This is a genomic window from Priestia sp. SB1 (genome assembly GCF_038898415.1).
Map to the genome: position 1 here is coordinate 731,928 of NZ_JBBJSS010000002.1, position 26,896 is coordinate 758,823.

The following is a 26,896-nucleotide window of genomic DNA, read 5'->3' on the forward strand; positions in this document are numbered from 1 at the left end:
AATGCAAATAGGTTTATTTTTTTTGCTGATCCATCATATTTGATAATCGTTGTAAACGTGCAAAGATGTCGTCATCGTCATCCTCATCTATAGGAGAATTATTTTGTTTTGATGGAGTAGTTCTTCTGTTCTCAGTTTCTTTTGCAGGAGCTATTTTAGTTGTAGGCTCTTCATCCCAATCATCAAAACTTTCAGTGGTAACGTCTACTGTTTTTGGTTGCTCTGGAATTAACGTTTTATTTCTTGCACGTTCAAAAATATCATCATCTAAATTATCATTCTCTTCCTTGCCAAAATCGTAATTTTTCAAGAAATCATAAGCATCTTCGTTTTCATCTTGTGGATTTTTTGGCTTTTCTTCTAAGGATTCATTACCTAAGTCGAAATTTTCAAAGTCTGAGAAATCATTAAACTGTGGTTCTTCTTTTTGGGGTTTAGATGGTTTTTGAAATTCAAACGACTCATCAAACTGGTCTTTTTCATCATCACTAAATAATTCAGCAAATTCATCTTCAATTGTTTTATTCTTGCCGGGACTATTCTGCTCTTTAGAATTTTTTAGATCTTGCACCGTTAAGTAATCATCATCGTTCTGACTACCAACGCCTAATAAATCGTCCATTTCTCTTCTATCAGCAACTAAACTTTTATCTCTCTCCACTATACCGAAGCTATTCCAAGCAATGTCTTCTTCGAATTCATTCTGTTTTGTCTTCTTTTTACTTTTCTTTTTGGCACTACTCTTTGTAGGTTTAGGCGCTCTTTCTCTTCTAGGTTCATTGTACGTATCTTCAAAAGGTGGATCTGAATTTCTAGATGAAGTGGCGGTACTATATGAAGTTCCTTTTTCTTCCCGATTCCATTGGAACCACAGGAAGAATGATATCCCTATGACTATTAACTCTATAAACATCAATATATAGAACATCTTTTTTTCACTCCCTTCTGTTTTAATTATTCATTAAAGGATTGAACCATTTTTTGATAAATAGAAAATTAGTTCGTTATACTTTAGTCCGTTTTATTTACACATTTATTAAAACTAAATATGTATAAAATTCAAGTATTTTACTAATTTTTTTAGGGGGTTTTTAGGATGAAAAAAGAAAACATTCGCTTAACGCAAGCCCAGTATGATGCCCTTGTTTTACGCCGCAAACAGATTATTGAAGTGGAAAGACCACGAATTGCTGAACAAATTGATATCGCTCGTGGATTTGGGGATTTATCAGAGAATGCGGAGTATCACGCTGCCAAAGAAGAACAGGGATTACTTGAAGCTGAATTCCAAACGATTGAACGCCAAATTAAGTTTGCTCAGATCATTAAACACAGCGGCAGCAATGATGTTGTTGAATTAGGTCATTTAGTTTCAATAGAATCTCTAAATGGCGATAACAAAACATTCTCTTTTACCTTAATTGGACAAGATGGAAATGGAGAAACAGAGGTTGATATTGCCTCAAAACTAGGTTCTGTGGTTTTAGGTAAAAAAGCTGGTGATATTGTTTCCTATGAAGCAAATGAAGCGTCTTTAGGTGTTCTAAAGTTCAAAATTTCTAAAATTCAATAACTAGACACACTTGCTTTGTCAGGGCTCAGGTTATTATCTTGTAACAAACTTGCTTAAAAGAATTTCAAAATATAAAAAAGATGGATAGCATTTGCTAACCATCTTTTTTAATGATTGTTCTTATGTCTCGTTTTGTATTTATAAATATAATCAGCGCCAATAAAAACTAGCATAGTAATGGCAAATCCGTTAACCACTGTTTTAAAGGTATAATAATCTGCAAGGTTATTTACTATCATTATTAATGAAATTATTAAGAGCATTCCTAAGTTAAAGATTTTGATTTTCATATATTATCCCCTTTTCTCACGGTAATAATATTTAATAAGTAATCTTATCGCACATTAGATTTTTTATAATTTTTACTTGCGAAATATACAGCAAACAAAAGTGATAATGTTCCTACACCCGCTCCAACTAACATTGAGTATTCGTATACACTTTTTAATGCTAAACCACCTGCAATTGACGCTACAAAAAGCATTAGAAAAGCTACAGTATAGTTCTTAGACATATTGTTTTCACCTCTCATTTAAAAAGTAAAAGTCATTAACTATTAAGAATCCTTTCTTTTAAACACTCCCAAAAGAAAGCGCTCCCTATTTCTGCATTTAATTATCTTCATACAACTTTAAACGTTTTTTTCGTCGTTTCCTCTTAGAAAATATTCAATAATCACTAATCCCAATGACACACTAAAAGATGTTGAAATGGCAGTGTACCAGTTTGGTTTGTCTAAAAAAAATAAATTAATAGCAATATTAACTAATAATACTACTGCAGAAAAAACAAAAAACTTTAGAACAATCTTTTTCATTAAAAATAACCTCTTTTTTACCTAGATAGAAATTAATTACATTATATCATAATATATCGATCATTAAGCTTTAATAATGGTCATTTTAATCAATGTTTAACCTAAATATAAAAAACCAGACCTATACTATTTTATATGAGGTCTGGTTTTTTTATATTGCCACTCTATATTTGAATTACTTTAACAACTTACATTCTGCTTCGTTTTCTTTTTTGGTTTAGGAACGTGTTTAAACCGATAAATGTTAGTAACGGTATTGCGAATATCAATGTAAAAGTCCAAATGTAAGATTTGCTTGAGTTTGAAGGATAATCCGGTCCTACTTCTCCATTATTGCTCATCTTTTTCTTTTGCTTATCTACAGCGGTAGCTTTAAATGTTTTGTTTGTTTGCAATTCAAATTTACCAATTTCTTTTTTGCCGTCTTTGATTACAAGCCACGCTACTGTTTCACCTTTTTTGTATTCTTTTTCTTTAGTGTTCCACTTTACTTCTTGAGTAATATTCTTTTTCTTACCTTCTTCAGCAGTTAATACCGCTTCTTCTTTTAGCATTAAAGGATATTCTTCTCCATTAAATTCAAATATATGAAAGATTTCACCCTTTTCATACAGAGGAATAGTTTCTTTAGTGATGTGATTAAATGCATATTCACTCATCGTGTTCATATCATCGTATTTACCCTGTTTTGTAGAGTGCATAGTAACAGCAATTACTTTCTTGTTACCGTCTTGTAAAATCTCGACTAGTGTGTGCTGTGCATCATTTGTAAATCCTGTTTTACCACCAATAGCTTTTGGGTTTGCTTGTGGGATAATATTCGGTGATGTAATTGTAACAGTTCTTTCGTTCGTTTTAATTACAGCTTTTCGCAGTCCCATCTTTTTAACGATGTCTGGGTATTTAGAAGCTTCTCTAGCAATGAGGGCCATATCGTGAGCAGTTGTGTAGTGATCAGGGTTTGGTAGTCCATTTGGAGAAGCAAAATGTGTGTGTGTTGCGCCTAATTCTTTTGCTTTTTGGTTCATCATTTTAGAAAACCCTTTTATTGATCCACCAATTCTTTCGGCAAATGCAAAAGCTACATCATTTGAACTAACAATCATTAGTGATTCAAATGCATCATCGGCTGATATTTTTTCCCCTTCGTGGTACAAAACTTGATCATTACTTGCTTCTTGGCTAGCTGCATTCTTACTAAATGTAATAACATCATCTTTTTTCAGGTGTTCTTTAATTAAGATGGCAGTCATTACTTTCGTGATGCTTGCGGGATACATTTTTTCATCAGGGTTTTTAGCATATAGAACCTTACCTGTATAGGCATCAATTGCGGTACCAGCTTGTCCAATAATATCTGGAGCATCCGTGCTAATCTGTTCCGTTTGGGTATGTTCATTATTTGTGTTCATTTCTGCAGCACTTGCGCTTAGAGTTCCGAACCCTGCTTGAAGTACTAAACCTGCCGCTAATGCTGTTCCAATCCATTTATTCAAGGTAGTATCCTCCTTTGTATTTTGCATATATTATTTTTTGTGTTTTTCTCCTATCCCTTTAGTGAGTTGGTGAAGAATGCTTATTTTCTTAAGGAAAAGGATAACCACGACTAACCACGAAAACGATATAGGATTTAGGAGGGATTATTTTTGGTCATTTTACATATACTCATTGCAATTTTTGCATTTGGATTTTTAATTTTCTTTCACGAACTCTTTCATTATTTGGCTGCAAGAGCTGTGGGAGTTAAGCCAAAAGAATTTGCAATTGGCTTTGGAAGAAGTTTAATAGCATATCAAAGAAAGAAATTTTATTTCCTTCCAAAAAAGGGTCAGGAAAAATATAACCTTGATGAAATTAGCTATCACATTAAATTATTACCTTTGGGTGGATATGTATTATTTGAACGTCCTGTAGAGAATGAAAAAGGAGAATTAGAGGTAAAAGGAGATTATCTAAAAATACATCCTCTTAAGCGTATATTTATTGCTGTAGCTGGTCCTATTGGAAACTTCTTATTAGCTTTTGTTTTAATGTTTACTCTATTCTCTCCTTATATATCTTTAAATCCGGCAGGAAAAGTTATTTATGTAAAAGAGCATTCTATTGCTGATAAAACTGGAATTGAAGTTAAAGATCGAATTACGTCTTTTAACGATAAACCGGTTAAATCAATTAGCAATATTTCTAAATACGTTACTTCACAAGATAAGTTGTGCATTAAGTGGAAGAACCAAGATGGAAGTCAGAAGAAATGTGTGGAAAACAATAAACAGAAAATTGGTGTAACATTCAGTATGTCCTTATGGCAAGGTATAGTATTCACAGCTGATGGATTTGGAAACCTCGTTAAACAGTACACCACTGCATTCTTTAAGGTATTTTTACACCTAGATATAATGAATTTTAATGGCCCAATTGGAACAGTAGATGCAATACAGCAGTCAGTTCCAGTGTGGGAAAACTTTTTAGGCATTCTTATTTTAATTAACACTGCTTTAGGTGCCGCTAACCTGTTGTTACCTCTATCCGTAACTGATGGCGGAAAAATTATTATAGATATTATTTGTTTGTTGAGAAGAAAACGCTCTATCAATACAACTTATCTTGATATTGTTAGCTTTGGTTTAATGGCTTGTTTGTTTATACTCACTTTCTTCTTAGATATGCACCGCATAATAGAAAGATTTCTATAACAAGGAGGTATGGTAAATGAGTAACATACTAAAATTTGAACACTACTTAAAAGCAGATCGCTTTCGTGAACAAGTCATCCTTCCACTCCTTGATAAAAACCCTATTTATGAGTCTTTACGTCAAGAAGATGAAGCAATTGCCTTTCTACACTATCATTTATATATTTATGTTTTTCTTACATATATACCTTACGGAGTTCAAACTCATTTACCTGCTGTAGAAGATTCTTTTAACAATGTTACTTCTAAGCCTCGAGTTTCTAGTGGTGAATGGGTTATTAAAGAGTTTTATCGTTTAAAAAAGGAAGATGCTCTTAGTATCTATCCTCTTATCTATTCTAAGAATAAGAAAGATGAGTGGTTTAACGACTTAAAAGAAACAATTAGGGAAAAGTCAGAGATACACTTAAAGGAGTTAGAGGAAGAACGAAAACAAAAAGAGAAAAAAGAAGTTATTAAAAAACTTTCATATTAAATATGGAAGTTTTTTAAGTGTTTCTAAAAAGGCGGGAGAATAAATATGATTATCACCAAGTCTTTTGATTATATTTTGAGGTGTTTAAAATATAAATAGCAAAAATGAAATGGTGTCTTTTTAAAAAGAAATCGTTCAAAAAGCTTAGTATTGTGAAGAAAATTCTACTAAAGCTCTCCTACTTATGATTGGTTTAACAAAGTTATTTACCAAAGGTCCAGTTATGATTAAAGACAGAAAAGGGTAGCCCCGATGACATAGGCTACCCTTTTCTGTTAGTACATATCAAATTGTAAATCTGACAGTTTCAAATTGAGTGAAGTACTTTTATTATATACTTTATTTATTATGTGACAATTAAGATAGCTACCGCTAAACTATGTTTTTTTAATTAAATGCAATGTATTTAGTTGCAAATTTTATAAATTACAGCGGGATTCCGTTTGTATGTTACAAGTGTTTATTAGCGTTATAACAGGCTTTTTAGTACTTTTGTTTACACCTTTTGTATTTGGGCTGTTTGCAAACTAACTGTTCCAGTTTAAAAAGACTATCATTGCGATTAAGCTCATTTTAGCTAATTATTAGTAAGAATATTACTGCTATTTCTCTTAATTAAAGATACTCATATATAGCCCAGGGAATCCAAAGAACTTCTTCGGATTCTAATTCCTCTTCATTACTGAATGTAGCACATTTTTCAGCTTCTTCAAGGGTTTCCATAAGACCAAAATTATTTACTTTAAAATTAAAATGTTTGCTGTAATCTTTTTCAAGGCCATTACACAAATATGAGTGGAAGCTACCAGTACCCTTTATATAACCTAAAATCTCATAACCTAAAAGCTTTCGTTTGTCCTCGCTTATTAGATTACTTCTTAAAAGTAAATTTTCAACTACCACTCGATCTTTCGGTAACAAATCCCTTAAGCTTTCAAATTCAATAAGTTCATTAATGTATTTTTCTAAAGTTGCAATCCCTATAATTTTAGTATTTAATGTCTTCCCTACCCAATTTCTATAAAAAGTTTTAGCATATTCTACATCTACAAAAACGTTAGGATAACCAAAAAGATTAAGGTGACTCATATGCATTATCCATTTTTCAAGTTTTTCATATTCAGTATTGGATATGAGCAAAGCTTGAGCATATTTACGTTTTTCCTCCACATCCCCGTTCCACAAAACGTCTAGAGAAGGATAAAAAGAAGTTATACAACTACTTGCTGAAAGTAAGCTTTTCGGAATAACTTTCTCGCACGTATAATTTGGTCTTTCAGTTGCAGAAACAATGTAATAACCACCACTTATATTATTCATCTTTGCCATCCTTGTTATTTATTGTCGCATTCTACGATATCAGGAAACTTATTTTTCTCTTTACTTATATAAAAAGTATAAGATCGTATAGTGTCTCCTGAACTATCAGAGTATTCATTTGTATATTCGTATCCAATTTTTTCGTGAGATATTTTTTTAATCTTCTCATCTTGTTCATTTACATAATAAAACGTCGCATCGTGCCAACCGGAATCGTCCATTCTTGCCCACCCGAAGTTTTGAGGTGATGACGTCATTAATTTTCCGCTTTGAGGAAATTTATAAATAACCTTATCATCAGTCTTTGATAGGGGCTTAGAATTCTCTTGATTATAATAAATCCCAAAACAGCCTGTAAGACCTTCAGGAATTAAAAAGACTTCATCCGTTCCTCTTACTTCTCTAAAAAAGAAAAAATAAATTGCTGCTAACGCTAGTACTATAGCGCTAATTGTTAAAATAATTTTCTTCATTACTTCCCCCGCCTCGTAAATTCCTCTTAATGATTTTCTAATTATACCCTACAAATAATGTTTATTAGTAAGATATTTCCTAGAGAAGCTAAAATTATAAAATTCTTTTTTAAAATAAATAAAAAAGGCATATAAATGCCTTTTTAAAAGTCTCCTAAAACTACTCCTAGACTAGTTAACACTTTCTTAACCTCATCTACAGAAGTTTTACCCATATTTCGAAGATCTGCTAATTCTGTTTCAGTCATTTTACGAAGTTCTCCAACAGTTCGTACTTTTGCTCCTGTAAGAGCATTTGTAGAACGTACACTTAGCTTTAATTCTTCAATTGTCATATTATTAATACTTTCAACTTCTTTTTCTTTCTCTTTGTAAATTTCATATTCTGTTAAGCGATCTTTCATATCTTCAAAGAAGTCAAAGTGCGTCTTAATAATTTTCGCAGATAACATTACTGCTTCTTTAGGGTTAATATTACCGAAGGTTTCAACATCTAACACTAGTCGTTCGTGCGTTACAATGTCTCCAGTACGAATATCTTCTGTAGAACTAGCTACACGTTTAATTGGAGAAAAGAGACCGTCCACACCAATTAAGTTATCGACATTTAAAGTAGCTGTATGTTCGCTAGCCTGAACAAAACCGCGTCCCTTTTTGATGAAGATTTCAATTTCAACTTCCTTTTCACCCAATACATTTACCAGATCAATATCAGGTGTTTTAAGCTCTACCCCTTTTGGCAACTTTAAATGTGATGCCTTATAAATGCCTGCTTTAGTCGCTTTAAAAACTACTTTTTCAAGTTTGTCCTCAGCAAGTTCAAACTTTAACTTTTTAAGGTTACTAACCAGCTCCACAGCATCCGTTGCTGTCCCTGGCATAGTCATTAATTGATGTGTAACGCCTTGCATACGGAAGCCCACTACACTAGTTCCTGGCATAGAACTTAGCATAACTCTACGTAGTGCCGTTCCTAATGTAAGACCGTACCCTCTCTCTAGAGGTTCAATATAAATTCGAGCAAAATTATTTTTGGTAATTTCTTTGTCTACCAATACTTCAATCTTTTTAAAGTCTAAATTCACGATGTTCCCTCCCTGGTGGATATGTATATAAAGAAGCGGGAAAACTCCCGCTTCTATTCAGTTTGTTTTCCTTTTTCTATCTTTCTTTTATATTCGTAATATCCTGTACCTGCAGGAATTAATTTTCCTACAATTACGGACTCTTTTAAGCCACGAATTTTATCTTTCTTTCCTCTAATAGACGCTTCAGATAAGATTTCAGATGTTCTTTCAAAACTTGATGCAGACAAGAAAGAATCAACCGATAAAGAAGCTTCTGTAATTCCTTGTACCTTTTCCATTACAACAATTTCTCGTTTGCCTTCTTTGTTTAGCTTTTGATTTAGCTTTTTAATACGGCTACGATCAACTAAACGTCCAATATTTAAAGTAGAATCTCCAGGATCGCGCACTACGACTTTCTTAGTCATTTGTCGTGCAATAACTTCAATATGCTTATCAGAAATTGCTACCCCTTGTGATTTATATACTTTTTGAACTTCATCTACTAAGTAACGGCGTACTGTTTCCATATCTCTTACTTTTAATAATTCGTGTGGGCTTACAGGTCCCGCTGTTAAAGCAGTACCTTTCTCTATAACCTCACCATTTTCAACCGTTAATCCGTATCCGTATGGAATAGGATAAGTTACAGGTTCTAACTCAGGATCATTAGGTGTAATTGTAATTTCTTTAAGAATACCTACTTCTTTAATCTCAACTTGACCAGCTACTTCTGTTAAAACAGCTTTTCTATCTTTAGGTCCATTTAATTTACGGGCTTCAAAAATTTCCTCAATACGTGGTAAACCTTGTGTAATATCTCCTTCACCAGCTACACCGCCCGTATGGAACGTTCTCATCGTTAACTGCGTACCAGGCTCACCAATTGATTGAGCTGCAATAACTCCTACAGGTTGTCCTACATTCACAAGTTTACGAGTAGCTAAATCCATACCGTAGCATTTTTGACAGATGCCTCGTTTAGACTCACAAGTTACAACATTACGGATTTTCACTTTATCATTCGTCTGAGAAATTTCTTCCGCTTTTTGCGCAGAAATCATTTCGTCCATTGAAGCAATTAAGTTGCCTTCTGTGTCGAAAATATCTTCTGCCGGGAAACGGCCAATTAATCTCTCTTCTAATGTAGCAATGTTTGGTTTGATTGCCTCCATTGTTACATATTCTTCTGTTCCGCAATCCTCTTCCACAATGACAACATCTTGGGCTACATCAACCATTCTTCGCGTTAAGTACCCTGAGTTAGCTGTTTTCAGAGCGGTATCAACCATCCCTTTTCGACTTCCGTGAGTTGAGATAAAGTATTCGTTTACTGTTAAACCTTCACTAAAGTTAGATTTAATTGGTTTCTCAATTGTTTTACCTGATGGATCCGCCATTAGTCCACGGTTGGCAGCTAACTGACGATACTGAGCATTACTACCACGGGCACCAGAAAGAATCATCATAGCAATTGAGTTTAATGGATTCTGAATTAAGTTGTTATACGCTATATCAGCAAGTTGCTCACTTACTTCGCTCCAAATTTTAACTGACTTTTTATAACGGTATTCATCAGTAATAAATCCATAAGCATATAGTTCCTTAACCTGTTCAACACGTTTTTCTGCAGCTGCTAAAAGTTCCGGTTTTTCTTCAGGTGTCTCAATATCAAATAATGAAATTGATAGACCACCCTTCATTGCGTACTTAAATCCGAGATCCATCATTGCATCGTGAAGTTGAACCGTGCTTTCTTTGCTAATTGTGTCAAAAGCAAAATCAATAATTTTACCTAAGAATTTTTTATCAAATGGAGTGTTTTCTTTTAGTGGAATATAGTTTTTAGCTTCTTCGATTGAATTGAATAGTCCGTTTGGTTGGGGAAGAAGAATTTTAGCGTCATTAAAATACACTAAATCTTGAGGCATAGATAAGTTAAAAATAACTTTACCTGGAGTTGTTACTAAGTATTTATATCCTTTAATCTTACTGTGTTCTCGCACATCTAAAATAATTTTACTGTGTAACGTAACCCACCCCATTTCATAAGCACGAACTACTTCCTCTTCTGTGCTAAAGAATTCACCTTCTCCTTTTAAACCATTTTGCTCAATTGTTAAGTAGTGACAACCTAATACCATATCTTGAGAAGGAGTCTTTGCAGCTTTACCATTTTGAGGGTGAATTAAATTTTCAGTCGAGAACATTAGTAGTCTTGCTTCTAATTGTGCTTTGCGTGAAATAGGAACGTGGACCGCCATTTGATCTCCATCGAAGTCCGCATTAAATGGGGCTGTAGCAAGAGGATGAAGCTGAATAGCATTCCCTTCAACAATGACAGGTTCAAACGACTGAATGGACAATTTGTGAAGTGTTGGAGCACGGTTTAATAGAACAGGGTGATTCTTTGTAACTGCTTCTAATACCGGCCAAACATCAGGATGTCCGCTCTCAATTTTATTCTTAGCATTTTTAATGTTTAATGCTTTTTTCTGTTGGATTAGTTGGTACATTACAAAAGGCTTAAATAGCTCAATAGCCATTTTTCGTGGAATTCCACACTGATTCATACGTAATGTAGGACCAGAGATAATTACTGAACGTCCAGAATAATCCACACGTTTACCTAATAGGTTTTGACGGAAACGGCCTTGTTTACCTTTTAGTGAGTCTTCTAAAGATTTTAAAGGACGATTACCAGGACCTGTTACTGGCCTACGTGTTTTTTGGTTTGCAATTAGTGTATCAACAGCTTCTTGAAGCATACGCATTTCATTTTCAATAACAATGCCTGGGGCACCCATTTCTTTTAATCTCTTTAAACGAATGTTACGGTTAATAACACGGCGATAAAGATCGTTTAAATCACTACTTGCAAAACGCCCTCCGTCAATTTGAACCATTGGTCTTAATTCCGGTGGCAATACAGGTAATGCTAATAGAATCATCCATTCAGGACGGTTGTTAGAGCGTAAGAAAGCTTGAACAATCTTCAAGCGTTTTTCAATTGCTTTTTTATTTGTTTGAGATTTTTCTGTTTTAAATCTTGTTTTTAATTCTTTTTCAAGTTCAGCTAAGTCTACTTTTTCTAACATTTCTCTAATTACTTTTGCACCAATTCCCGCTTTAAAACCAATTGTGTAGCCGTTTTCTTCTGTATAAGCATCAAGAGCCTTGGCATACTCTGTTTCTGATAGAAGTTGCATATACTCAAGTTCAGTGTCTCCTGGGTCAGTTACAATGCGGCTATCGCAATATATAACACGTTGAAGACTATCCTTTGTAATACCTAAAATTGCTGAGATATAGTTATCTTTCCCTTTAAAAAACCAAAAGTGAGCTACTGGAGCTTCCAAGTTAATATGACCAAATCTTTCGCGACGAACGCGAGATAGTGTAACTTCTACTCCACATTTAGGACATACTTGCCCAATATGTCTATCTTTTTTATAGTGACCGCAATGTGAAGAACATTGATTGTCCTTAACTGGACCAAAAGTTCTTTCACAAAACAAACCACCTTTTTCAGGCTTATGTGTTCGGTAGTTAATAGTCTCGGGTTTTTTAACTTCCCCAAAAGACCATTCATCTATAATTTTTTCAGGAGAGGCAATCCTAATAGGGATGTAATCAATTTTATTTAAAATACTCATCTTCTACCTCCAAATGTTAGGGAAAGTAAGCCGCTTAAATTAGCGGCTTATTTTATTGTTATGATTATTCTTGTTCGTCATCTATATCGTCTTCTTCAATAACGGAATCAAGGTCTACAGTATCTGTATCTTCTTCTTCCTCTTCTTTATCGTTAGAGTTTAGACCTAAATCGTCATCGTCTTCTTCTTCCACTGCGACTTGTTCTGGTTTATATTTAGGTTTTAATAACTCTTGTCCATCCCTTGTAACAATATCTGTATCCATACCGATAGCCTTCATTTCAGAAAGTAATAACTTTAAGCTTTCTGTTAAATTTGGCTCAGGAAGTTCAAATCCGTGAACTAAGTTTTTATACATTTTTGAGCGGCCAATAAAGTCATCAGATTTTAATGTCATCATTTCTTGAAGAGTATGAGCAGCACCATATGCTTCTAACGCCCAAACCTCCATCTCTCCAAAACGTTGACCTCCATTTTGAGCTTTACCACCTAAAGGTTGTTGAGTTACTAGAGAGTAAGGCCCGATTGATCTTGCGTGGCGCTTATCTTTCACTTGGTGATTTAGCTTCATCATATACATAACGCCAACGCTGACTTTATTCTCAAATTTCTCTCCAGTACGTCCATCGTACAAGTCAAATTTTCCGTCTTCGGGAAAATCATTTTCTTTTAGGATCTTTTGAATTTCTTCTTTAGCGTTTACTCCACCAAAGACAGGCGTTTCAAATTTAATTCCTAGCGTTCGAGCAACCATACCTAAATGAAGTTCCATTAATTGTCCTATATTCATACGGCTTGGTACGCCTAGTGGGTTTAACACGACATCCACAGGAGTTCCATCTGCTAAGTGAGGCATATCCTCTACTGCACGAATAGAAGAAACTACCCCTTTATTACCGTGTCTTCCGGCCATTTTGTCTCCAATGTCGATTTTACGAATTTCCGCTATTGTCACTTTTACTTCTTCTAAGATTCCTTTTTTAAGGTTCGAGTCTGAATCTTTCATTGAGTTACGTACTACTTTAACTACAACGCCTTCTTTATTTCCGCTTAGTGTAAGTGAATTATCACGGTAATCATCCGTTTTCCCGATAAAGATAGCATCTAATAATCTACCTTCTGCTGTTTTGTCATCTTTTGCTTTTGGAGTACGTTTACCAACTAGAATGTCTCCGCCTTTAACGTATGTACCAACTTTTACAATTCCGTTTTCATCTAAATTTTTCTTTTGTGGTTCTCCTGTTTGAGGAATATCTAATGTAATTTCTTCTGCTCCTAATCGAGTAGAACGAACTTCCGTTTTATACTCTTGAAGCATAATAACTGTCATTACGTCTTCATTAACTAATCGTTTACTTAACACGATTGAATCCTCGAAGTTGTATCCTTCCATTGGCATAAAGGCAACTAGTAGATTTTGCCCTACTGCTAGTTCTCCATTATTAGAAGAAGTAGAATCAGCTAAAACATCACCTTTTTTAACCTTCTGACCAGCGTGACAGCGAACATAATGATTCCAACACGTACCATCATTTGTTCTCATAAATTTATTAAGAATGAAATCTTTCACTTCGCCTTTTTTGGTTTGCATAACAATACGCTCGTCTGTAATCGATTGAATAACACCGTCTTCTTTCGCTACGATAGAAGCCATTGTATCTTGAGCAATACGAGCTTCAATACCTGTACCTATTAAAGGTTCTTGTGGTCTTACAGTCGGAACACCTTGACGTTGCATATTGGCGCCCATCAATGCACGGTTAGCATCATCGTTTTCTAAGAAAGGAATACTAACTGCACCAATACCAAAAGGCTGTTTTGAAGAAACCGCTACATAGTCTACTTCAGTGTAATCAACAGTTAAATACTCTTTCCCATAGCGAACGTTTATTTTATCAAAAGTAAAGTTTCCGTTTTCATCTACAGCAGAAGACTCTGCAATATAGTACTTTTCTTCGTCATCAGCTGTAAGCAGATGAACTTGATCTGTTGCTTTTGATTTTTTACGATCTATTTTTCGATATGGTGAAGTAATAAAACCAAACTCATTAATGTGTGCATAAGTGCTCAATTGGTTGATTAGACCAACGTTTGCTCCCTCTGGTGTTTCAATTGGGCAAATGCGTCCGTAGTGAGTTGAGTTAACATCACGTACTTCTACACCAGCGCGTTCTTTTGAAAAGCCACCAGGACCAATTGCACTTGTTCTTCGAATGTTTGAAAGTTCTCCAAGAGGATTGATTTGATCAACATATTGAGATAATTGAGAGCTACCGAGGAATTCACGGAATTTCGCTTCAAGAGGTCTTGTGTACACAAGAGATTGTGGAGTAAGTTCGTCTAATTCTTTTTTGCCTGTATTGGCATTTAACATTAATTGATCGCGGATATTTTTTTCTACCCTTTTCATACCTACTAAAAATTCTTTTTGAAGGCTCTTTCCTACCTGTCTAATGTGACGGTTAGCTAAGTGATCAATGTCATCAATATCGCCAATATCATCTTCTAGATGGATAAGGTAATTGATAGAAGAGAAAATGTCCTCTAATGTAAGATAACGAGCATCTGAAATTACGTTACCCATTACATTTACTATTTTCCCTTCTTTGTTTTCTACTTTAAGCTCCCTGACATTTAATTCAGCAAGCATTTCATCATCAACAATTGTTCCCTTTTTAAAAGAACCAATATCTTCACCAAGCGGTTTTTTCAGTACTCGCTGGCGTAGATTTAGCTTCTGATTCATTTTAAAACGTCCTACACGTTCTAAATCGTAGCGTTTGGCATCAAACAGAGCTGATTCAATATAACTCTTTGCACGCTCTACAGAAGGAATTTCACTAGGTCTAACCTTTTTATAGAACTCAATAATGGCTTCTTCAAATGTTTCAGTTTTGTCCTTCTCTAACGTAGCAAGTATGTACTTGTTATCACCATACATACTAAGGATTTCTTCATTGCCGCCAATCCCTAAAGCTTTTAAAAATACTGTTAGTAGCATTTTTCTTGTTTTATCAACTCGAACCCACATAACATCTTTAGCATCTGTTTCAAAATAAAGCCACGTACCACGATCAGGCTGTATGCGTGCCTTGTATAATACTTTACCTTTATCATTAATAGAAGATTCAAAGAAAACCCCTGGGGATTTAACAATTTGGGTTACAATAGCACGTTCATTTCCGTTAAAAATGAACTTCCCGCTATCTGTCATATATGGAATATCTCCAAAAAAGACATCAGAATCTTTAATTTCTCCAAAAACCTTACTAATTAGGCGAAGCTTCATCATTAGCTTACCTGAATAAGTTCCATTTTTCTCTTTTACTTGGTTTGGAGTTTGTGTAGGAGGATCGACTCTATAACCTAAGCATTGTAATTCATACATTCCATCATTATCTTTATCTTTAATTGGGTAAATTTGATCTAACACTTCCCCAATACCTCTATTTATAAAATCTTTATAAGAATCGATTTGATGGGCAATTAAACTTGGAAGCTCCATATAATCTTTCATTTTTGCAAATGGGATACGATTCACTAAGTTCACCTCTTTTTTCAATAAACAAAGCTAAAGGCTGTTTTCCTTTAGCTCCGTTCTTATCAGCAATAGTTATTTAACAAAAATTGTTTCTTTACCTTTTTTAATCGCGAATAAACTCAATGTACGGTACAATAAGCGGTCTTCTTTTAATATGCTTATAAACAACGTCTACAAAGTCATCAATTAAAGCACGTCTTAATGTTCCTTCTTTCTTCTCAGAGCTTAATCTACTTTCAACTGCTTCGGCTAGCTCTTTATTTAATTGCGGCTTATCTAACCTTGCAGCAATTCCCTTAAGTTCAAAGCGAACACTTACCGTTTTTTCTTTGGTGTAAACTTTTGCAAAGACAACAACTAATCCTTGCTCTGCCATACGTCTGCGATCACGCATAATATTAATATTTACATCGCCTAATCCTGAATTATCTACTAATACTGGCCCTGCTTGTACCTTTTCTCCAACAGAAGCACCATCAGAAGTAATTTCTAAAACGTCTCCATTTTCAAACACAAATATATTATCCTCTTTAATACCTACCTGAGTGGCTAACTCTTTATGCTTAACCAACATACGGTATTCACCGTGGCAAGGGATAAAATATTCAGGGCGCAGAATGCTTAGTAAGAGCTTTTGCTCTTCTTGATAACCGTGACCGGATGTATGAATTTCCTTTTTCTGAACTACTTTTACTTGTTTCTTTAGTAAGTTATTAATAAGGGAACCTACTGATTTCTCGTTTCCTAGAATAACACCTGAAGAAAAGATAACTGTATCGTCTTTCTCTAACTTAAAGAATTTATTTTCATCTTGAGAAAGCCTACTTACTGCAGCCATAACTTCTCCTTGAGCACCAGTCGCTAAAATTAGTAGTTGCTCTCTTGGATAATCGTTTGCTTCTTTTTGAGCAATGATTGTTTCCTCTTTAGCAACAATGTGCCCTAGCTGAATAGCTAACTTTATATTTTTCTCCATACTTTTACCAACAACAACAACCTTTTTACCAAGTTTCTCCGAAATCTCAATAATGCTTCTTACTCGATGTAAGCTTGATGCGAAGGTTGCAACAACAGTACGTCCTGTAGCTTGAAATACCTCTTTTTCAAGGTTTGCAGCAACAATTGATTCAGGTACAGAAACGCCTTCTTTTTCGGCATTCGTGCTATCAGACAATAAGACTTTAACACCTTGTTTTCCAATCTCTCCAAGACGCTGAAAGTCAATGAAATTTTTATCTACTGGATGGTAATCAATTTTGAAGTCGCCTGTGTGAACGATATTGCCAATTGGCGTTTCGATGACAATACCTACGCTATCGGGGATACTGTGGATAGTACCGAAGAAAGAAACTTTTACTTTATTGTATGTAAATACTTCATTAACTGACTTAATAATGCGAATTACAGATCTATCTACTTTGTGGTATTTTAGCTTATTCGTAATCATACCTGCTGTAAGTTTTGTCGCATAGATAGGAACTTTCGGAAATTCCTTCATAAAGTATGGAAGTGCTCCAATGTGATCTTCGTGCCCGTGAGTTACAAATAGTGCTTTAACTTTGTGTTTATTTTGCCTTACATATTCAAAGTCCGGCGTAATAACATCTACACCATACATATCCTCGTCAGGGAAGATAATTCCGGCATCAATAATGAACATTTGATCGTTGTATTCTACAACGGTCATATTTTTTCCGACTTCTCCTAAACCGCCTAGCGGAATAATTCTAATTTTATTTTTCATATAAATAAACGCTGCTCCTTTTAGAAGAGCAGCTATTCACACTCCTTTCTTACATCTGTCTGCTATTTATAAAGTGGGAGTGATCAATTTGATTTTTAACTTCTTTAACAATTTGGTTAACTAATTGAATTTCGTTTTTCTTCTCTAATGAAAGAATCATCAATTCAACTGGTCTGAAGTTATTTCCATTCATTTGGCTTGCTTTGTTAGCTATTAGCAAACAATCATCCCATTTTTCTTGCGTATATAGTAATTCAGCAGCTTTTATCCAAGTGTCAAAGTCACCAGTAACATTTTGCAAATACTCTACGTACATAGAAACGGCTGTTTCATCATAGTAGTAAGCTTCTAAAACATCACCAACTTCTTTCCAATACTTCGCTGGGTAATAATGATACATTTGTATAATTGCACTGAATTCACTTAGGTTACGTTGCTTAATTAACTCTTCGATAATTGAAACATACAACTTACCCTCAAGGTTAATTTTACGTACTTCTTGCCCGCTCTTAAACTGTTCAATAGCACGAATAGTTTTATTTTCTAACAACCAATTAGATATACTATCACTTCTTTTTTCTAAGTTGCCTACATATAGAAGACCTAGCGCTTTAATTTTTGATTGTTCATCTAATTGATTCGCTTCTTTTATTACTTGTTCATATTTGCTGCTTTCCCATAATTTCATAATACGGTTTTCAGCTGATGTTACTTTATTCATAGGAATTTCTTTAATCCCTTTTCTAACGCTGTACTCGAAAAATAATTCGGTTTGTTTTGTTTCGCTAGCCACATTATCTTTAATAAAGTTGTATAAGCCATCTTTCTCAAAGTTTTGTAGCATTACATTAATATACTCCTTCATAATAGTTACATTGTTTTCTGTAATTTTATTTAATGTATTTAACACCTTAATAGCTGTGTCAAAATCTCTTTTTCTTTTTGAAATTTTAAGCATTTCCATAAGTAAATACAAGTTTTCCGTTCCGTCATTTGTCTTACCAATGTTTAAAAAGGCTCCTAACCCTTTTTTCATTTCTAGTTCAGCGTCTTCTACACGGCCAGTTTTCAATAGGATTTGAGCTAGAATAAAATAAAATCTAGTTTCCTTTTGGAAGCTCTTTATACATTCCCTAGCCACCTCTTCTGCTTCTGCAAAACGCTTTGTGTTAACCAAGCAATAGATAATATTCCTATAAACTTCGCTCTCGAAAGTTTTTCCCGTACTACGTTTTGCTGCTTTTTTAAGATGTAACAGTGCTTCATTATATTTTTTGATATTGATTAGCTCTGTAGACATATTATAGTTATGAAAAGGGTTATTAGGATCTTTCTTCAGCTCCATTTGAAGGATTCTCATATTTCTCTTACGTTTACCTTTAGTTCTAATAACCTCTAAGCGATATCCGTAGTGACGAAGAAGTAGAGAAGTGATTTTTGGGGTATGGCCATTTTTGTGTTTTAACTGTTCGTGAATGTTGCCTTCATAATAGAAGTTTCCATCGTTTTTAAATAAACGAATATTAATATGTGTTGAATTTAATTTATTATCATCTGTAATATTCAATATTTTTACTTCATAAGAAAGATCATTTGACCGAACAGCTTCTTTCATTTGTTCCACAAATTCTTCATTAATTCTTTCATCAGCATCTAACATTAAAATATAGTCGCCTTTAGCCGCTTTAATTAGTTCATTCCTAACATCTGCGAAGCTATAATTCCATTTTGTTTGTAGCAAATTGATCTTTTGCTCTTTTAAATATTCTATTGTTCCATCAGTAGAGCCGGTATCTATAATTAAAACTTCTTCAAAGTGTTCTTTAAAGAAAGGAACTGTTTCTACTAAGTTTATTTTTTCGTTTTTCACCATTAATGCAACTGTAATGTTCATTTGAACACCTCCTTTTGTTTTTTCGGTCATTTTGCATTTCTATCCTTTTTTCTAATTCATTTTTTCAATAGGAATATCATAATAGGGATATTGTTGGTATAATGTGGTTATAGAATAAAAATCAGTAAGCAAATTATCATATACGGGGGATTTTTTATGCGTAAATTGGAAAGAAAAATGTTATTTAGAGATCGCACGGGTAGTACTATTCTTGATTACTATGAAGACGCTGTAGGAAATCTTTTAATTGAGGCGCACAATGGAACTCAAAGTGCTCATTCTAGTGTTACTATCATTCCTCGCTCACAACTTGATGAAGAACAGATGAGACTTTTACTAAATAAGGGTTTTAGTAACACTCTTTCTAAATGATTAATCCGCAATATAAAACGCCCACTCAGTATGAATGGGCGTTTTAAAATGATTTTAACAAACCTATTGCTTCTATATTACTTTTTACTAATTCTTTTTCAGCAGGAACTTTTTGTTCTAATTTCTGTAAAATATTAATAGCATTATCAAATTCTCCAGTCTTACAATAGGCTCTGGATAAAATATAATAAGACATTACATTTTGAGGATCGCTGTTAATGCTTTTTAATAAAACTTTTTCCGCTTTTTTAAATTCTAATTCTTTAACATAGGAGTATCCTAGTTCGTATAGCATTTCAGGAGTAGCATTATCCTCCCCTACACACTTTTCAATAATGTCTTTAACCTTTTCATATTCTTCTAAGCGATTTAATACCTTAATTAAATAATGAATCACTTTTTCGTTACTATCATCTAAACTATATGCATATAGCAGTACCTTTTTAGCTTCACCAAAGTTTTCATCTCGATATAAAGAAATGCCATACCACATCTGATAATCTACTTCTTCCATACTCATCATAGCGGCCTTTTCAAAGTAACTAGTTGCATTTTCTTCTTGAAAATAATAAGAAGCTAATCCTGCAAAAAAGAAGTACTTTGATTCATTTGGATCAGACTCTATTGCATCAAGAAAACAGTAATATGCCTTTCCGTATTCTCCATCAGTAATTCGTTCCATTCCTTGTTCAAAAGCCTCATTAGCTTTTTCCTTATAGAAACTATCCGGATAAAGCTTAAAAACTTTTTTCAATGTACATCACTCCTTTCTAAGAAAAGCAGGTTACATATCTCGATGAACCATACTTTTTTCAGAAAAATTGTAAAGGAATTAAGACAGTTTTTAATATAATTGCTAACTTTTACTGTCTTTTGCATTCCAACTAGTATACCAATTCGTGAAGTATTCTTGGTCGCTTCTCTTTTCAAAAACTACTATTGGAAAACCTGAAAAACTACTTAATTCTTGGACTTCTTTAATAATTTCCTTAGCTGATGCCTCTTTATAATTTTTAATATAGACTCTCTTCTCCATATCAAAAATCCAAATTTTAAAGTTTTTCATTTGTTCATTGGTATATCCAGCATTATCTCTAAACCAATACCAAGCAATTTTCTTTGATTGGCTTATGACAACCTCATAATTGTCATCGCCAATTGCATAAGCACTTAATTCATTCACTGCTTTTTTCTTTAACAATTTACTGTCCTCTTATTCTTTAATATTTATTTAGCGATCAATTATTTTTTCTTCTCCTACATTTTCAATTTCTTGTAGGTATTGTAATATTAACACAGTATCTTCGCGACTTAATTGCACACTTGAGTTGTTACCATTTTTTATCGCTTCTTTTACCCTGCTTATTAAATTTGGTAATTCTAGTCTTAAATGATTACATTCATATTCCACCCAACACCCCACGCACCTTGTCATACCACGATATTGAGCATAATCACCAATTTCTACACCACACTCATCACATATACGATTCTTTTCGGGTTTGTGATGTCCATAATTCACCTTAAACATTAATACCACCATCCTATGAATTGTTATTTATGTAGTCTATTTCCCTAATTAAAAACAAACAACTATGCAGAACCTTTTTTCTAATTATAAATACAAACATTACTTTTGTAACGCTTTTTTCCATTTATGGAAAAGAAAAAGACAACTAAATTAGTTAGCTGCCTTTCGTACCTTCATTAAATTTTTTGGTTTTATTGTCACATCGTTTAGTGATGACAAATACTCATTAATAACGAAATAGATGCCTGACTCTTTTAGGGGATGTCCGTGCTGGTTAGTAAGCAGAAAGCCTTCTTGGTTTACATCTTTTAATTCCTTGATTTGCTTTGCTGTTTCCTCACTAATTGTTATAGCCCTCTTCTCTACAAAAGCGCCGCTATTTTCTAAATAAATTAATCTTTTATCCAAGTCACAATCTTTGTAAGTAATTCTAATCATTTCGCTTGGTTTAACACCGTCATTCATTAACAAGCCGAAGATAACCTGGTCTCTTATATTTTTACTTTCCATAACTTTTCCCCAAATAAAGTTTCTTTCTTCATTTGAGACTTCTCTTTTTTGTTCAACTACTTTTGGTTGTTGAATATCATCCATTGGGTTATGTATCATTTCACCGTTCTTACGTAACCATTTAAAGTATTTACGTAGAAGACTAATCTTTTTTGTAACGGTCGAATTGGCACAATTATTTTCTCGTAACCAATGAATGTATTCTCTAATATCGGTTTCAGTAGCTTGTTGTGGAATTAACTGTTTTTCTTTAACAAACTCCAAAAAGTCAAGATAATCCTTGATGTATCCCTTCGCTACTTTCTCTGAGTGCTCTCTCTTTAAATACTCTTGAAACATTGGCATTTCCTCCTGTTTTCCATTTCATTAACGTCCATAGGACAATGCCCGCTACAAAGTATATTTTCATACTGTCTTGGATTATAAAGTTATCCAACTGATAAGCGGAAGTAATTTGAATAACTGCAAATAGCAACACTGTAAACCTTGATGTTAATATCCAGTCACTCATTCTCATAAAACCTAAGTATAAAGTTACAAAAAGCAATATACCCATATCAATCTGCATTAGATCTGTAATGAAGTCTAAAAATATAGGCACGCTTAGTGTAAATAATAAATACAAATATCCATTTACATTATTGTTAATAAACCATTCTTTCCCTTTGTATCGAAAGAATAGATAAACTAAAACGTATAAAAAGTACTCTAACTGAATTATTCCTGTACCACTATAAAGAAAGTAACCTTCGCACAGAAACATACCTATTAAGTAAGAAAAACCTGACGTTTTCTTAGTTCCCAAAGTTGCAAACAACTCAATTACTACCATCATTGCAATGATTGAATAAGCTCCTATATATGGAGTTAAGAATAAAGCAATCGAACCAATAATTATTGCGCCTAATTCTCTGAACATTTACATCACCTTTTTAATCAAAAAAACGCAGGAGATAATCTATGGTTCTGAGATAATAAGAAGCATCTGGTGAGTTTTCAACAATCCAGATTTTTTCTTTTACTTTTGGTTTGCTTAGAATATGTCGATAACCTACAAACCCTATTGTACCCTCACCTAACGGAGGTGGTGATCTATCATCTCTTCTAGAACCTAATGTATAATGTGTATCATTTATATAAATAACTTTAATATTTTCCCAACCTATATAATCTTCTATTACACAATAAAACTTCTCTGAATTTTCTTCTCCTATAAAGTTATAACCAGCTACATAGGCTCTCGATAGGTCTAGAGCTCCTTTTACCTGTGGATGAAATGTAATAAGTTCTCTCCACTCTCTAAGGTCTGCTGCCATTTCCGTTCCTGCTCCACGCATATTTTTAACTAGTATTTGTCCCATCCAATCCGTTTTGTTCAATATATCCCATAACTGATATTTTACGTTTTCCATCGCTATTAATGGGTGTTGCTTTGTGTAATACCCTGGGTGTACAACATAATAAGGAGCTCGAAATTGCTTGGCGTACTCTAAATCCTCTAATACTTTTTCTTCATCTAAGCTTTCAAGATTTGCAAGATTGTACACATAGGGAGCGTGCAAAATGACAGGTTTAATGTTTTTGTACTCTATATGTTCTTGAAGTGCGTTTAAGTTTTTCTTGTTTAATTCGTGAAGTGTTCCACCGCGTAAACCACGAGCGAATATTTGAAATGTATTACCTCGACTTGATGAAATACGTTCTTTTAGTTTCTTAAGACCTCCAGAAAAAGGGAAATGGAATCCGATTCTCATCATTCCATCCCCCTTTTATATACGGTCACGCGATTTCTACCATTTTCTTTTGAATAATAGAGTGCTGCATCTGCTTTTTGGGATACGTCCTCTAAATTTGTTCCGTCTTTACCCATAAAAGCGAGTCCAATTGAAACTGTAACGTTTCTATACTTAAACTGGAATTTTTCTATTTCGTGTCGTACCATTTCCGCTTTTTTTGCACATTGTTCAGGGGTTCCAACTAAGAATGCCATAAACTCTTCTCCACCCCATCTTCCAATAGCGTCATCCTCTTTAAAATCCTTTAAAGTTTCATTGGCTACTCTAGCAACTACTCGCAATACTTCGTCGCCTATAGAGTGTCCGTAGGTATCATTAAAGCTTTTAAAGTGATCAATGTCTAATAAGAGAACAGCAAATGGTTTGTTTTCTTTTTTCATTTGCATCAACTTTTCATTATACAAATCTCCTTCAATATAAGCCCTGTTAGGTAAAGTTGTTAAGCGATCATACAGAGCAGCCCTTTTTAATTTGTCGTTTCTTCGAATCTCTTTAAGCCTAGACATAACAGAATCAACATAAATAGATAAGATTTCAAAATCAGATTCTTCAAAGGGGAAAAATACAATTTGTCCATCTTCTCCTAATCTTGATCGTTTTCCGTAGACAGAAATAGCTCCCCACGGTTTCTTTTCGTATGTAATTGGAACTCTCATTACCTTGCTGTCATAATAAACTTCTTTTCCTTTTTCGAGACTTAGGTTAACTGGAACATCATATTTCCTCTTATCTCCTTTGTCCGATATTTGATGAAAGATTCCATCTTTGTAATAGTAAATCGTTACATAATATGCATTAAAGTAATCCATTGATGAAACAAGCATTTGTTCAACTAGTGTATCTATGTTATTAATATCATCTAGATGTTGCTTGTGAATAAAAAGTTTAGAAACAACTTCTATTTGATTTGTTTTAACGGAGTTTTCTATGAGGAGACTTTCATTATCTTGCTTTTCTTCTTTTAGCATTTTTTCTAATACGGAAATTTTGCTAAAATTTAAATTTAATACATACCCTGCTACATAAACTGCACAACCCATTGCTACTATTTCAAGTACACTTTTATCAATTAGCACTTCAAATATTGATATGGTTGCTGCCAAATAAAGAAAATCATAAAACTTAGCTTTTAACGAAATGATCTGTAAGAAAGGCGTCAGTAACAAAAAGTATACTATTAGTAACGCTGGGGTGTAATAAGCTAAAACTAGAACGACTAGCCATTCAATGTAAGATATAACGCGCTTGTTTCCAAAAATGGAAAACACTAAAGCATATCCACCAAAAATAGCGGCCATAATCATCTTTTCCTCAGTAATACCTTTGGAATCAATAGACCAAAAAATTGATATAGACACCAGAGCTAAGATTACTCTGTAGCCAGATGTTAAAAATAAATAACCTCTTTCCATCTGATCACCTCACTGTTTGAAATCAGATATTTTTTTTGGTTCTACCACATAATATCTAAAAAGTATAAGTTTTTAAGTATTTTTTTTAATTGTTTTTGTTACTATTTTAAAAAATTGTGGACACTCACACATTCCTATAATTATAATTTATGTAAGTTACTAACTAATTAGGGGGTAAATACGATGGTATCTCGAAATGATATAGTCCTTTACAATCAAAAAGAGTTTGTTGTTCTTTGGGTGTATTCTAACGGCAATTTAGAAATACGAGATACACAAAATAATCGTGATATAGTAGTTGTTGATATTAACGATGTGCACGCCAATACAACAAAAGGTCCTTCTTATTAAGAAAGAACCTTCTTCCTAAATTAATGTCGTTTTAAATATTTTTGTGTAGATAGAACACTACTTACTATACCAATTACTATAGCTGCAAGATACATTGGAGGAATTAGGCTTTTCATAACCTCTCCCACACTCATAAAAGTAGCAATAGGCAAGTCATTTAAAAGCATTTTAATCATATCTTCATAGTAAAAATATATTCCCATTAGTACTATTGAAGCTGATATTATCGTTAAAATTAACGCTTCAAATACAAAGGGGATCCGTACATTCAGCATTCCCGCTCCTACTAAATCCTTAATTTCTATTTCTTTATTACGATTTAAAATATTCATTCTGATGGAAGAATAAATAACTGAAGCAGTTGAAAAAGCCATTACTATAATAACCCAGAATGCAATCTTATTAATACGATCTGTCACTTTAAAATAATTGTCCAGAAATTCCGCTCCATACTTTACGTTTTCATCTACACCCCAAGATTCAAGTATTTTCACTACTTTCTTTACATCTCTGGGATTTTTAAGGTTCATTTCAAATGATGCCGGAAGTGGATTGAAGTTCAAGTCTGTTAGCATATCTTGTTTTTTTCCTAGTGACTGCTTCATCTGTTCATAAGCTTCATCTTTGCTGACAAAAACAAAAGATTTTACTTCTGGCAGCTGCCTTATTCTATCCTCAATTTGCTGATAATTTGTAACATTATCCTTTAAATGAAGTATTACTTGGATTTTCTCCTCTTGGTTTGCTGATATGTATTTGGCGTTTATCCCTATAGTTGTGGAAATCGCAAGTATGGCAAAACAGACAACGGATAACAATAAGGCAAATGAATTCATTATAAAATTACGAAATAACCCCTTATTTGCTTCTTTCAACCAAAACCAAATTGCCCACATTATTTACGTCCCCCTTGGTTTAGGCGGTGAATATATTCAGATAAACTCACATTATTTTTGTAAGTTTTGTCTACGATATAGCCATCCTGAACATAAATAATTCTCTTTTTCATCTCTCTGACAATTTCTTTATTATGAGTCGCCATCAGCACAGTGGTCCCTTTTTCGTTAATTTCTTTAAGGTAATTCATAACATTTTGAGCATTTTCATCGTCCAAGTTACCAGTTGGTTCATCGCAAATCAATATTTGAGGGTTGTTTACCATTGCCCTTGCAATAGCAACCCTTTGCCTTTCTCCTCCGGACATTTCATAAGGATATTGTTTTTCTTTACCTACAAGGCCCAACATTGCGAGAGTTTCTAAAGCTTTCTTCTTTGATTTTCTAGGACTAACACCGTAACATTCCAAAACATAGGAAACATTCTCAAGTGCTGTTTTATTTTCTACTAACTCAAACGTCTGAAACACAACTCCTATATTTCTTCTTAATGTTGTTTTACTTATTTTTTTAATATCTTTTCCAAAACTCATTATTATTCCGCCACTAGGCTTTTCCGCTTTATAAAGCATTTTTAATAAAGTTGTTTTTCCTGCGCCACTTTTCCCCATAAAAAAGACAAATTCGCCGTTTTCAATTTTAAAACTAGCGTCTTTAATAGCGTGTATACGTGAATTAGGATAAAACTTTTCTATGCCAATAAATTCAATCATTTAAAAACCACCTTTCGGCATATAGCTACTTACCTAATTTGGTTTTTAAAACTTCTTTCCTT

The 26,896-nt window shown here is 33.7% G+C and carries 26 protein-coding genes; 5 read left to right on the forward strand and 21 right to left on the reverse strand.

Annotated features, from left to right (window positions below):
* Positions 1–13: 13 nt before the first annotated feature.
* Positions 14–928 (reverse strand): hypothetical protein, encoded by a 915-nt coding sequence (locus WKH56_RS09455; RefSeq protein WP_342835435.1) that lies wholly within the window; start codon positions 926–928, stop codon positions 14–16.
* A gap of 168 nt (positions 929–1,096) precedes the next feature.
* Between WKH56_RS09455 and WKH56_RS09460 the strand changes: the two genes are divergently transcribed.
* Positions 1,097–1,573, forward strand: coding sequence for a GreA/GreB family elongation factor (locus tag WKH56_RS09460; RefSeq protein WP_342835436.1), 477 nt, complete (start codon positions 1,097–1,099; stop codon positions 1,571–1,573).
* Positions 1,574–1,680: 107 nt separating this feature from the next.
* Here the strand turns inward: WKH56_RS09460 and WKH56_RS09465 are convergent, their stop codons facing one another.
* The 4 genes from WKH56_RS09465 to WKH56_RS09480 all read right to left on the reverse strand — a co-directional run bounded on the left by WKH56_RS09465 (position 1,681) and on the right by WKH56_RS09480 (position 3,886).
* Positions 1,681–1,863, reverse strand: a complete 183-nt coding sequence (locus tag WKH56_RS09465) for a hypothetical protein (RefSeq protein WP_342835437.1) — start codon at positions 1,861–1,863, stop codon at positions 1,681–1,683.
* A gap of 44 nt (positions 1,864–1,907) precedes the next feature.
* Positions 1,908–2,087, reverse strand: coding sequence for a hypothetical protein (locus WKH56_RS09470; RefSeq protein ID WP_342835438.1), 180 nt, complete (start codon positions 2,085–2,087; stop codon positions 1,908–1,910).
* 117 nt (positions 2,088–2,204) lie between these two features.
* Positions 2,205–2,390, reverse strand: a complete 186-nt coding sequence (locus WKH56_RS09475) for a hypothetical protein (RefSeq protein WP_342835439.1) — start codon at positions 2,388–2,390, stop codon at positions 2,205–2,207.
* A 188-nt stretch (positions 2,391–2,578) separates the two neighbouring features.
* A complete protein-coding gene (locus tag WKH56_RS09480) occupies positions 2,579–3,886 on the reverse strand; it encodes a D-alanyl-D-alanine carboxypeptidase family protein (RefSeq protein ID WP_342835440.1) in 1,308 nt (435 codons plus the stop codon).
* A 150-nt stretch (positions 3,887–4,036) separates the two neighbouring features.
* Here WKH56_RS09480 and WKH56_RS09485 point away from each other — a divergent pair, with 150 nt between their 5' ends.
* On the forward strand, positions 4,037–5,083 hold the full coding sequence (locus WKH56_RS09485) for a site-2 protease family protein (RefSeq protein WP_342835441.1): 1,047 nt from the start codon (positions 4,037–4,039) through the stop codon (positions 5,081–5,083).
* A 16-nt stretch (positions 5,084–5,099) separates the two neighbouring features.
* A complete protein-coding gene (locus tag WKH56_RS09490) occupies positions 5,100–5,558 on the forward strand; it encodes a hypothetical protein (protein WP_342835442.1) in 459 nt (152 codons plus the stop codon).
* Positions 5,559–6,173: 615 nt separating this feature from the next.
* Here WKH56_RS09490 and WKH56_RS09495 read toward each other — a convergent pair.
* From WKH56_RS09495 to WKH56_RS09525, 7 genes are all read right to left on the reverse strand, one after another.
* The gene (locus tag WKH56_RS09495) at positions 6,174–6,878 is read right to left on the reverse strand and encodes a hypothetical protein (RefSeq protein ID WP_342835443.1); all 705 of its coding nucleotides are present in this window, start codon (positions 6,876–6,878) and stop codon (positions 6,174–6,176) included.
* A 14-nt stretch (positions 6,879–6,892) separates the two neighbouring features.
* Positions 6,893–7,351: a DUF6843 domain-containing protein gene (locus WKH56_RS09500; protein ID WP_342835444.1), complete on the reverse strand. Its 459-nt coding sequence runs from the start codon at positions 7,349–7,351 to the stop codon at positions 6,893–6,895.
* Between the two features lie 143 nt (positions 7,352–7,494).
* Positions 7,495–8,436: a DNA-directed RNA polymerase subunit alpha gene (locus WKH56_RS09505; RefSeq protein ID WP_342835445.1), complete on the reverse strand. Its 942-nt coding sequence runs from the start codon at positions 8,434–8,436 to the stop codon at positions 7,495–7,497.
* A 53-nt stretch (positions 8,437–8,489) separates the two neighbouring features.
* Positions 8,490–12,074, reverse strand: coding sequence for a DNA-directed RNA polymerase subunit beta' (gene rpoC, locus WKH56_RS09510; protein WP_342835446.1), 3,585 nt, complete (start codon positions 12,072–12,074; stop codon positions 8,490–8,492).
* Between the two features lie 64 nt (positions 12,075–12,138).
* Positions 12,139–15,615 (reverse strand): DNA-directed RNA polymerase subunit beta, encoded by a 3,477-nt coding sequence (rpoB, locus tag WKH56_RS09515; protein ID WP_342835447.1) that lies wholly within the window; start codon positions 15,613–15,615, stop codon positions 12,139–12,141.
* A gap of 103 nt (positions 15,616–15,718) precedes the next feature.
* Positions 15,719–17,359, reverse strand: coding sequence for a ribonuclease J (locus WKH56_RS09520; RefSeq protein WP_342835448.1), 1,641 nt, complete (start codon positions 17,357–17,359; stop codon positions 15,719–15,721).
* 49 nt (positions 17,360–17,408) lie between these two features.
* Positions 17,409–19,253, reverse strand: a complete 1,845-nt coding sequence (locus WKH56_RS09525) for a glycosyltransferase (protein WP_342835449.1) — start codon at positions 19,251–19,253, stop codon at positions 17,409–17,411.
* Positions 19,254–19,409: 156 nt separating this feature from the next.
* On the opposite strand from WKH56_RS09525, the gene WKH56_RS09530 reads away from it, so the two are divergent.
* Positions 19,410–19,625: a hypothetical protein gene (locus WKH56_RS09530; protein WP_342835450.1), complete on the forward strand. Its 216-nt coding sequence runs from the start codon at positions 19,410–19,412 to the stop codon at positions 19,623–19,625.
* Between the two features lie 43 nt (positions 19,626–19,668).
* Here WKH56_RS09530 and WKH56_RS09535 read toward each other — a convergent pair whose 3' ends face one another.
* The 7 genes from WKH56_RS09535 to WKH56_RS09565 form a co-directional block, all read right to left on the reverse strand.
* Positions 19,669–20,379, reverse strand: a complete 711-nt coding sequence (locus tag WKH56_RS09535) for a tetratricopeptide repeat protein (protein WP_342835451.1) — start codon at positions 20,377–20,379, stop codon at positions 19,669–19,671.
* A 102-nt stretch (positions 20,380–20,481) separates the two neighbouring features.
* Positions 20,482–20,826 (reverse strand): hypothetical protein, encoded by a 345-nt coding sequence (locus tag WKH56_RS09540; protein WP_342835452.1) that lies wholly within the window; start codon positions 20,824–20,826, stop codon positions 20,482–20,484.
* A gap of 30 nt (positions 20,827–20,856) precedes the next feature.
* On the reverse strand, positions 20,857–21,156 hold the full coding sequence (locus tag WKH56_RS09545; protein ID WP_316911038.1) for a hypothetical protein: 300 nt from the start codon (positions 21,154–21,156) through the stop codon (positions 20,857–20,859).
* 150 nt (positions 21,157–21,306) lie between these two features.
* On the reverse strand, positions 21,307–22,005 hold the full coding sequence (locus WKH56_RS09550; RefSeq protein ID WP_342835453.1) for a tyrosine-type recombinase/integrase: 699 nt from the start codon (positions 22,003–22,005) through the stop codon (positions 21,307–21,309).
* Entirely contained in the window at positions 21,935–22,585 is a 651-nt protein-coding gene (locus WKH56_RS09555) for a hypothetical protein (protein WP_316911036.1), read from the reverse strand. Before WKH56_RS09555 ends, WKH56_RS09550 begins: the two co-directional genes overlap by 71 nt.
* A gap of 13 nt (positions 22,586–22,598) precedes the next feature.
* The gene (locus tag WKH56_RS09560; protein WP_316911035.1) at positions 22,599–23,423 is read right to left on the reverse strand and encodes a TIM barrel protein; all 825 of its coding nucleotides are present in this window, start codon (positions 23,421–23,423) and stop codon (positions 22,599–22,601) included.
* On the reverse strand, positions 23,420–24,874 hold the full coding sequence (locus tag WKH56_RS09565) for a GGDEF domain-containing protein (protein WP_316911034.1): 1,455 nt from the start codon (positions 24,872–24,874) through the stop codon (positions 23,420–23,422). The genes WKH56_RS09560 and WKH56_RS09565 overlap by 4 nt, the downstream gene beginning before the upstream one ends.
* Positions 24,875–25,057: 183 nt before the next feature.
* Here WKH56_RS09565 and WKH56_RS09570 point away from each other — a divergent pair, with 183 nt between their 5' ends.
* Complete coding sequence (locus WKH56_RS09570; protein WP_316911033.1) at positions 25,058–25,225, forward strand: hypothetical protein; 168 nt, start codon at positions 25,058–25,060, stop codon at positions 25,223–25,225.
* Between the two features lie 20 nt (positions 25,226–25,245).
* Here WKH56_RS09570 and WKH56_RS09575 read toward each other — a convergent pair whose 3' ends face one another.
* Entirely contained in the window at positions 25,246–26,121 is an 876-nt protein-coding gene (locus WKH56_RS09575) for a cell division protein FtsX (protein ID WP_342835454.1), read from the reverse strand.
* A complete protein-coding gene (locus WKH56_RS09580; protein ID WP_342835455.1) occupies positions 26,121–26,834 on the reverse strand; it encodes a cell division ATP-binding protein FtsE in 714 nt (237 codons plus the stop codon). Before WKH56_RS09580 ends, WKH56_RS09575 begins: the two co-directional genes overlap by 1 nt.
* Between the last annotated feature and the right edge of the window lie 62 nt (positions 26,835–26,896).